The organism is Streptomyces sp. NPDC053069, from assembly GCF_044546895.1.
GTDB lineage: Bacteria > Actinomycetota > Actinomycetes > Streptomycetales > Streptomycetaceae > Streptomyces.
Window position 1 is genome coordinate 234,430 of sequence record NZ_JBITZN010000011.1, and the last position, 8,919, is coordinate 243,348.

An 8,919-nucleotide genomic window follows, 5' to 3' on the forward strand; every position below is an offset into this window, starting at 1 on the left:
TCCTCCGCCTTGCAGCTGCACGCACCAGACCCCGCTCGGGTCGGCCGGTCGGCACCGCTCGTCACGGCCGGCCTGATCCGAACGACACCCCCTAGAACCCCAGCCTGCGCAGCTGCTTCGGGTCGCGCTGCCAGTCCTTGGCGACCTTGACGTGGAGGTCCAGGAAGACGGGCGTGCCGAGCAGTGCCTCGATCTGCTTGCGGGACTTGATGCCGACTTCCTTCAGCCGCTTGCCCTTGGGGCCGATGATGATGCCCTTCTGGCTGGGACGCTCGATGTAGACGTTGGCGTGGATGTCCAGGAGGGGACGGTCCGCGGGACGGTCCTCGCGCGGCAGCATCTCCTCCACGACCACGGCGATGGAGTGCGGCAGCTCGTCGCGGACCCCCTCCAGCGCGGCCTCGCGGATGAGCTCCGCGATCATGACCTGCTCGGGCTCGTCGGTCAGGTCACCCTCGGGGTAGAGCGCGGGGCCCTCGGGGAGAAGGGGGATCAGGAGGTCGGCCAGCAGGTCGACCTGCTTGGAGCCGACCGCCGACACCGGCACGATCTCCGCCCACTCGATACCCAGGTCCTTGCCCAGCTGGTCGATCGCGATCAGCTGCTCGGCCAGGGTCTTGGAGTCGACCAGGTCGGTCTTGGTGACGACGGCGATCTTCGGGGTCTTCTTGATCCCCGCCAGCTCCTTGGCGATGAAACGGTCACCGGGACCGATCTTCTCGTTCGCCGGCAGGCAGAAGCCGATCACGTCGACCTCGGCCCACGTCGTGCGGACGACGTCGTTGAGCCGCTCGCCGAGCAGGGTGCGCGGCTTGTGGAGCCCCGGGGTGTCCACCAGGATCAGCTGGGCGTCGGGCCGGTGCACGATGCCCCGTACCGTGTGCCGCGTCGTCTGCGGCTGGTTCGCGGTGATCGCCACCTTCTGCCCGACCAGAGCGTTCGTGAGGGTGGACTTGCCCGCGTTGGGGCGGCCCACGAAGCAGGCGAAACCGGCGCGGTGGACGGCCTCGGCCGGCTGCTCGGATGACTGGGTACGAACACTCATGCCGTTCATTGTCCCTGATCCACAAAGCCCCGCCGTACCGTGAGGTTTCGGTAACCCTCACGCAACGAAACGTCACGGAAACACACCCGTACGCGACCGGAAACGCACACCGGTGACCCTCTGACGAGCCCCGACCCCGTTGGAGACGCCCGTGACCCTCGCCGCCGCGCATGTGAACACCGGCGACACCGCCTGGCTGCTCGCCGCGACCGCCCTCGTCCTGCTGATGACCCCGGGCCTGGCCCTGTTCTACGGCGGCATGGTCCGCACGAAGAGCGTCCTCAACATGCTGATGATGAGCTTCGTGTCGATCGCCCTGGTCACGGTCGTATGGCTGGCGGCCGGCTACTCCCTCGCCTTCGGCGACGACGCCTTCGCGGGGCTCATCGGCGGACTCCACCACGCCGGCATGGCGCACATCACCCCGGACAGCGCGCACGGCACGGTCCCCACCCTGCTCTTCGCCACCTTCCAGCTCACCTTCGCGATCATCACGGCCGCGCTGATCAGCGGCGCGGTCGCCGACCGGACCAAGTTCTCGGCGTGGCTGGTCTTCGTACCGGTGTGGACCCTCCTCGTATACGTTCCGGTCACCCACTGGGTGTGGGGTCCCGGCGGCTGGATCCTCGACAGGCTCGGCGCCCTGGACTTCGCGGGCGGTCTGCCCGTCGAGATCACCTCCGGCGCCTCCGGCCTCGCCCTGTGCCTGGTCCTCGGCCCGCGGCTCGGCTTCAAGAAGGACGCCATGCGCCCGCACAACCTGCCCATGGTGATCCTCGGCGCCGGCCTGCTGTGGTTCGGCTGGTTCGGCTTCAACGCCGGTTCCGCGCTCGGCGCGAACGGCCTCGCCGCGGCCGCCTTCCTCAACACGCTGGCCGCCGGCTGCACCGGTCTGCTCGGCTGGCTCTTCGTCGAGCACAAGCGCGACGGCCACCCGACCACCCTGGGCGCCGCCTCCGGCGCGGTCGCCGGACTGGTCGCGATCACCCCGTCCTGCGGCGCGGTCTCGCTGCTCGGCGCCCTCGTCGTCGGCCTCGCCGCCGGCGTGGTCTGCTCCTATGCCGTGAGCTGGAAGTTCAAGCTCGACTACGACGACTCGCTGGACGTCGTCGGCGTCCACCTGGTCGGCGGTGTCATCGGCACCCTGCTGATCGGCCTGTTCGCCGAGAAGGCGATGACCGGCGGTACCGAGGGCCTCCTCTACGGCGGCGGACTCGCCCAGCTCGGCAAGCAGACCCTCGCCGTGGCCGTCGTGGCCGGCTACGCCTTCACGGTGACGTACGGCCTCGGCAAGCTGCTCGACAAGGCGATGGGCCTGCGCGCGAGCGAGGAGCAGGAGCTCACCGGCCTGGACCTTACGGTGCACGCCGAGACGGCATACGATCACGGCGTCCTGGGCCACGGCGCCCCGGTCACCTCGTCCGTCCTCGCCTCCGCCCAGAAGGCCTCCGTCCACAAGGCCCCCACCCAGAAGGTCGACACCCAGGCATGAAGCTCATCACCGCGATCGTCAAGCCGTACCGGCTGGACGAGGTCAAGACGGCCCTGCAGGAGCTGGGCGTGCACGGTCTGACCGTGACCGAGGCGAGCGGCTACGGCCGGCAGCGCGGCCACACCGAGGTGTACCGGGGCGCGGAGTACCGGGTCGACCTGGTGCCGAAGGTGCGCATCGAGGTCGTGGTGGAGGACGCGGACGCCGACGCCGTGATCGACGCGATCGTCAGCGCCGCGCAGACGGGGAAGATCGGGGACGGGAAGGTGTGGGCCGTACCCGTGGAGACGGTCGTCCGCGTGCGGACCGGCGAACGCGGCCCCGACGCGCTCTGACCAGCAGCACTCCGGTCGCCGCGCCCGCGACGAACACCAGCGTCACGACCAGCCACGGCAGCGCGAGGAAGGCGGCGCCCGCCGACTGCTGGGTACCGGGCGCGCTCACGGTCAGCGTCACCTCGCCCCGGTCGAGTTGGGGCGCCCCGCGCCAGGTCTCGGTGAGCCGGACCCGCTGTCCCGGCAGCAGCTCGGACGGCGCCCCGGTCAGCTCGCGGTCGAGCAGCGTACGGCCGAACAGCCCGCGGGCCTTCAGTTCCACCTTGGGGTGGAGGGTGACGTTCCCGGTGTTGCGCAGGGTGTAGGAGATGGTCGCCGTGCTGTCGCCGAGGCCGGGGACGAGCGGCTGGTGATGGCTGATGTGCAGCTGTCCGACGGAGAGCGCGGGCAGGGTGGGCCCGCCGACCCGCAGGTAGACCCGGGCACCGACGGCCCGCTGCACTCCGAGCGCGAACCGCCCGCTGCCGGGGTCGATCCTCTCGTCGAGCGCGACCAGGGCACCGGGGTGGTCACCGGGCTCGGCCCCTTCCGGGACGTGCAGCGTGAACGGCACGGTGACCGTCCGGTGCGCGGGCACGGTGATCCGGGACTTCGCGGGCTTCGCCCAGGCGCCCACCCCGCGCATCCGCTCCTTCAGCGTACGCACGGCGAAGCCGCCGTCCCTGGGCGTGTTGTAGGCGTCGGCCGCATAGAGCCGGAAGGTGAGCGGTCTGCCGGTCCTGTTCTGGACGGCGACCTTGTCGGTGAGGGTCTGGCCGGGGTCCGCGGAGAGGTAGAAGGAGGGCCGCGCGGCGACTTTCGAGGCGACCGGGTAGACGGACCAACTGCCGTTGTCGGCGGCGTGGGCGGGCGTGGCCTGCCAGGCCAGCATCAGGCCGAGGAGGAGGACGTACAGCTTGCGCATGGGTGCGGACCCCCGCGGACGAGAGACGAGAGACAGGGGAGAGTCGGGGGAGAGTCAGGGGAACGGGCGGGTGCGGACGCCCGTACGCTCAGGTGAGCGTCAGTGTGAGCACACCCGAGTACGCGCCGGGAGGCGTGAACGCCGGTACGTCCAGGGAGAGTCCGGCGTCGACGGTGAACTCACCACCGGTGAGCGTGCCGTCGGAGGTCGACGCCAGGGTCGCTCCCGAGCCGCCCAGGGCGCCCGCCGAGCCGGCCTTGCAGGTGCTGGGGCTGCCCGGCTTGGTCGCGCAGGCCGGGGTCCAGCTCAGTCTGCCCGCGTCGATCCTGCCGCCGGGGCCGGTGAAGTCGGTGACCTTGCCGGTCAGGGACCAGCCCGCGGGCCCGCCTCGGAAGTCCTGCACGGTCACGGTCTGGAGCTTGCCCGAGGAGGCCCCGCCCTTGCCGAAGCCGACCGCCGACAGCGCGACGGAGTCCCCGGCCTGTGACATGGACAGCGTGCCGGCCTTGACCGTGGTGGTCAGCTTCTGGCCACCGGGCGGGACGGGGGTGTTGTCGTTGACGACGTAGGCCGCGGGTCCGGCCCCCTTGTCCGCGTTCCAGGAGCCGCCCTCGTACGCCACGATCCCGGTCGTCGTCCTGTCGTTGACGACGAGGGAACCGCTGAAGGAGCCCTGGGCGTTCGCGGTCACGGTCGCGGTGTCCGCGGTCTGGGTGCCGCCGGACCGCCCGGCCAGCGTGACGGTCGCGCCCGCAGTGAAGTGCGTACCGCTCACGGTGACACTGGCGCCCGGATCTCCCGAGGCCGAACTGAGCGAGATCGCCCGGGTGTTGGCCGGGGTCCCGGAGGTCGCCGTCACGGTCTGGGACACCGGGGCGGGCGGATTGGTGACCGTGCAGGGGGTGTCCAGTTCCATGATGTAGCTGGTGTGGATGTTGTAGTCGCCGGGCGACAGGGTGATCTGGCCGGCCTTGGTGACGGTGAACGTCCCGGTCATGGAGAAGGACGGGAAGGCGGCCTTCCCCGGCACCGGCGGGTTCTTCTTGGGTCCCGTGACGGTCACGTCCCCGGTCTGGGCGCCACCGAGGGTGACCTTCCCGGTCGGGGTCATGATGTCGGCCGGCAGGGCCAGGTCGGTGGGATTGCCGGCGGCGGCCGTGACCACGGTGTAGGTCACGGTGACGGTGTCGCCGACCTTGGGACTGGCATTGTCCACGGACACGCCGGCGGTCGTGGTGCCGTCGATCGGCGGCAGGCCCGCGATGGCGGGCGGGATGCAGTGCGTGGCGAAGTCCACGTTCGTGCCGGCGGCGCCGGCCGGACAGGCCAGCGCGCCGCCCGCGGTGACCGCGAGCGCGGTCGCCCCGAGCAGTGACGCCCAGCGCCACTGTCGGGATCTTCGTGGTCTTGGGGGTGTCGAACCCATGGGGCCCCCTCCTGAGGGTTGCGGGCGCAGCGGCTCATCTGCGCCGACAGGGGGCATTGATGTGGAGCGGGGGTGAGAAGTCAATGGAGATGCCGCAGAAACCTGACGGATCATCAGTTCTCGTCGGTTTCTGCGGCATCCGGAACAGATCGCTCGGTCCCGTCAGTCGAACACGAAGGGCCCGGGTGACTGCGGACCGCTCGCGGTGCAGGTCACGGTGACGCCGAAGATCACCATCTTCAGCGAGCCGCCGTAGGCGTCCAGGCGGTCACCGGAGGCGACGGTGCCGGGGAGCGGGCCGACGCTGACCGGGTCGCCGGTGTTCATGGCCGGGTTGATCTTCCCGCTGAACACGACGCTGCCACCGCCCGCCTTGGCCAGGGTGAGGGTGGAGGTGATGGAGTCCTTCGCCACCGCGACCGGTGCGGTGATGGCCGAGGAGGTGAGGGTGATGGTGGCCGAGGTGCCGCTCTGGGCGGCGGTGAGCGTGGCCGCGCCACCGCCGAAGATGCCGCAGCTCGCGGTGATGGTCGCCGACTGTGGGGTGACGGCGGCCGCGGTGGGCGCGAAGGCGAGTCCGGTGACCGCGAGGGCCCCGGTGACCAGCGCCGCACTCGTTGCCGTGCGCTTGCGTCTCATGGGGATCCGCTTCCCTTCCCTGTGGGGAGTGCCGTGTGGGGGGACGCCGACGGGCGGGTGCGGATCTGACGACCCGTCGGATGTACGGCTTCATTGATGCGCAAGGGCTGGAACCCAACAAGGTTGAATTCCAGCCGACCTTTCGTTCGGCCGGTACTTCGGTACGTCAGCCGGCGGAAACGGTCACCCGCACAACCCCGTCGAGCCCGGCCAGCAACACCGGCGTCCCCGCACCCCCGAGATCGGCGACCGCGGCCAAGTCCTCCCCGGGCACCGACTCCACCTCACTCACCACCGCCGCCGCCTCCAACGACGTGGCCCCCGACGCCACGGCCATGGCGACAGCCGTCCGCAGCGCGCTCAGCTTCAGCGACGGCAGCGAAACCGACCCGGCGACATAGGTCCGCCCGGTCTCGTCCCGTACGGCCGCCCCCTCCGGCACACCGTTACGGGCCCGCACCGAACGGGCCAGGGTGACGATCTTGCGGTCCTCGGGATCAAGCGCGTTGCTCTCGGTCATGCCCAGAGCATACGAAGCCGCACCCGCCGCGCCGTCCTTCACCCCGCCACGGGGTACATCGCGCCCCGCCGCCCCTCCGGAGAGGCGAGCCACTCCAGCTTCGCCGCGGTGTTCGCCTCCTCCAGCGGAGTGTGCAGCACGATCATCAGATCGGGCCGGGCCGGCACCTTCATCACCGTCGACTCCACGACCAGCAGCCCGGCCAGCGGATGGTCCAGCTCCTTGCGGACCTGCCCCTGTTCCTCGATGTCCCGCTCGGCCCACAGCGCCACGAACTCGGGACTGCGCTCGCTCACCTCCGCGAGCACCGCCTGGAACCCCTCGTCGTCCGGCCGCGCCGCAGACGCGGCCCGGAACTGTGCCACGACCGTACGGGCGTTCTCCTCCCAGCTGTGGCTCCGCGACCGGTACAGCGGATCGGTGAAGAAGTCGACGAGACAGTTCTGGGTGATGTCCGGCCGCATGCCGAGCACGATCGCGGCCGCGTCGTTGTACATCACGCAGTTGTAGTACAGGTCCATGATGTGCGCCGGATACGGCATCCAGGTGTCGATCAGCCGCCGCAGCCCCTCGCACATGTCCCGTTTGCCGGGCACCACTTCGGGCGCCGGCGGGTTCAGCCCGGCCAGCAGATACAGGTGCCGGCGCTCGGCGCCGCTCAGCCGCAGCACCCGCGCCACCGCGTCGAGCACCGAGGGCGAGACGGAGATCTCCCGCCCCTGCTCCAGCCACTGGTACCAGGAGGCGCCCACCCCGGCGAGCACGGCGACCTCCTCCCGGCGCAGCCCCGGCGTACGGCGCCGGCCGCCCCCGGCAGGCAGTCCGGCTTCCTCGGGACTGACCCGGGCCCGTCGGCTCATCAGGAACTCGCGCAGTTCGTTGCGCCGTTCACTCCTCGTCGCCCCCGCAGCAGGCACGTACCGCTCCTCCCCCGTCGTGTCTGGTGGTGCCACCACCACCATAAGTTCCGACTCCCCATGTTTCTTCCGCCGGCCGGAAGCTCGTGCCATGGCGATCGACACCACCACCCAGTCCACCACCCCCACGGGCACCTCGCTCGACACTCCCCGGCCGCCCCGGTTGTCGACGCGTGACAAGCTCGTCCTGTTCGTGCTGTGCGCGGCCCAGTTCATGGTCGCGCTGGACTTCTCCGTCCTGAACGTGGCCCTGCCGGACCTCGGCACCGACCTCGGCATGAGCCGCTCGGCCCTGCAGTGGGCGGTCACCGCGTTCGCGCTCCCGTCCGGCGGCTTCCTCCTTCTGTTCGGCCGGATCGGCGACCTGTACGGCCGGCGGAAGCTGTTCCTGACCGGCCTGGCCCTGTTCGGCGCGGCCTCGCTGCTCGCGACCCTGGCCTGGGACCCGGCGCCCTTCCTCACCGGACGCGCGCTGCAGGGCCTCGGCGCGGCGGCGATCGTCCCGACGGGTATGTCCCTGCTGACCACCACCTTCCCCGAGGGTCCGGCCCGGGACCGTGCCCTCGGCATCTCCGGCACGCTGATGTCGCTGGGCTTCACGGTCGGCATGATCGCGGGCGGTGTGCTGACGGACGCGCTCGGCTGGCGTTCCACGATGGCCCTGCTGACGGTGTTCGCGCTCATCGTGCTGCCGCTGGCCCCGGGCCTGCTGCCGGAGTCGCGGACTCCGCAGGGCCCGCGTCTGGACGTGCCGGGCGCGGTCACCGTCACCACCGGTCTGCTGTCCCTGATCTACGCCCTGTCCACGGCCGCCGACCACGGCTTCGCCCGTCCGGACGTCATCACCACCCTGGTCGCCGGCCTCCTCCTGCTGACCGCGTTCACGGTGATCGAGTCCCGTTCGGCCGCGCCGCTGGTCTCGCTGCCCATGCTGCGCCGCCGCACGGTGGCCTGGGGCAACGTGGGCGGTCTGGTCACCTTCTCGATGATGTCGACGGTGATCTTCGTGCTGACCCTGTACCTCCAGGAGGTCCTGCACCTGTCGGCGTTCGAGACGGGCCTGGTCTTCGGCGTCCAGGGCGTGCTGTCGGCCGTCGCCGGCACGCTCGCCCCGAAGGTGATCGGCCGCTTCGGCGCCCGCCGCACCCTGGTCGGCTCGCTGACCGGCCAGGGCGCGCTGATCGCGGCGCTGCTCCTGCTGAACGCGCACACCTGGTCGGTCTGGCTCGCCACGGCGGCAGTGTCCCTGGCCAGCATGTGCCACCTGGGCGCGATCATCTCCTACGGCCTGACCGTCACCTCCGGTGTCCCGGACGAGGAGCAGGGCCTGGCGACGGGTCTGGTGACCTCCACCCAGCAGGTGGGCATCACCATCGGCATCCCGCTGCTGGGCGTGCTGGCGACCACCTCCGGCGATCTGCTGGGCGGCGTCCACACGGTCCTCGCCCTGGACGCGGCGATCGTTCTCGCCACCGCCGTCCTGGTCGGCCTGGGCCTGCGCCGGGGCCGGTCCGGGGTCTGAACGATCCCGTTCCGCGGGGGCGGGGCCCCCCCCCCCCCCCCCCCCCGGGGGGCCCGGGCGCCCCCCCCCCCCCCCCCCCCCCCCGCCCGCCCCCCCCCCCCCCGGCGGGCGCGGGGGAA

At 71.3% G+C, this 8,919-nt stretch carries 9 protein-coding genes; 3 read left to right on the forward strand and 6 right to left on the reverse strand.

The genetic code is table 11. From position 1 onward, the window contains the following. Positions 1–91: 91 nt before the first annotated feature. A complete protein-coding gene (gene era, locus ACIGXP_RS25820; RefSeq protein WP_399771982.1) occupies positions 92–1,045 on the reverse strand; it encodes a GTPase Era in 954 nt (317 codons plus the stop codon). 151 nt (positions 1,046–1,196) lie between these two features. On the opposite strand from era, the gene ACIGXP_RS25825 reads away from it, so the two are divergent. After that, complete coding sequence (locus ACIGXP_RS25825) at positions 1,197–2,537, forward strand: ammonium transporter (protein ID WP_363215868.1); 1,341 nt, start codon at positions 1,197–1,199, stop codon at positions 2,535–2,537. Then, positions 2,534–2,872 (forward strand): P-II family nitrogen regulator, encoded by a 339-nt coding sequence (locus tag ACIGXP_RS25830; RefSeq protein ID WP_363215866.1) that lies wholly within the window; start codon positions 2,534–2,536, stop codon positions 2,870–2,872. The genes ACIGXP_RS25825 and ACIGXP_RS25830 overlap by 4 nt, the downstream gene beginning before the upstream one ends. On the opposite strand, the gene ACIGXP_RS25835 is transcribed toward ACIGXP_RS25830, so the two are convergent. The 5 genes from ACIGXP_RS25835 to ACIGXP_RS25855 form a co-directional block, all read right to left on the reverse strand. Then, positions 2,766–3,776 carry a WxL protein peptidoglycan domain-containing protein gene (locus tag ACIGXP_RS25835; RefSeq protein ID WP_399771986.1) on the reverse strand — a complete coding sequence of 337 codons (1,011 nt, stop codon included), beginning with the start codon at positions 3,774–3,776 and terminating at the stop codon, positions 2,766–2,768. The two genes, ACIGXP_RS25830 and ACIGXP_RS25835, sit on opposite strands and share 107 nt — an antisense overlap. 88 nt (positions 3,777–3,864) lie before the next feature. Beyond that, positions 3,865–5,202, reverse strand: coding sequence for a beta-xylosidase (locus tag ACIGXP_RS25840; protein ID WP_399771988.1), 1,338 nt, complete (start codon positions 5,200–5,202; stop codon positions 3,865–3,867). Positions 5,203–5,364: 162 nt separating this feature from the next. Next, positions 5,365–5,841, reverse strand: a complete 477-nt coding sequence (locus ACIGXP_RS25845) for a hypothetical protein (RefSeq protein ID WP_399771990.1) — start codon at positions 5,839–5,841, stop codon at positions 5,365–5,367. Positions 5,842–6,007: 166 nt separating this feature from the next. Beyond that, the gene (locus ACIGXP_RS25850) at positions 6,008–6,361 is read right to left on the reverse strand and encodes a cytidine deaminase (RefSeq protein WP_363215862.1); all 354 of its coding nucleotides are present in this window, start codon (positions 6,359–6,361) and stop codon (positions 6,008–6,010) included. A gap of 38 nt (positions 6,362–6,399) precedes the next feature. Next, on the reverse strand, positions 6,400–7,221 hold the full coding sequence (locus tag ACIGXP_RS25855) for a helix-turn-helix transcriptional regulator (RefSeq protein ID WP_399772119.1): 822 nt from the start codon (positions 7,219–7,221) through the stop codon (positions 6,400–6,402). Positions 7,222–7,369: 148 nt separating this feature from the next. Between ACIGXP_RS25855 and ACIGXP_RS25860 the strand changes: the two genes are divergently transcribed. Then, positions 7,370–8,800, forward strand: coding sequence for an MFS transporter (locus ACIGXP_RS25860; RefSeq protein ID WP_399771992.1), 1,431 nt, complete (start codon positions 7,370–7,372; stop codon positions 8,798–8,800). Positions 8,801–8,919: the final 119 nt, after the last annotated feature.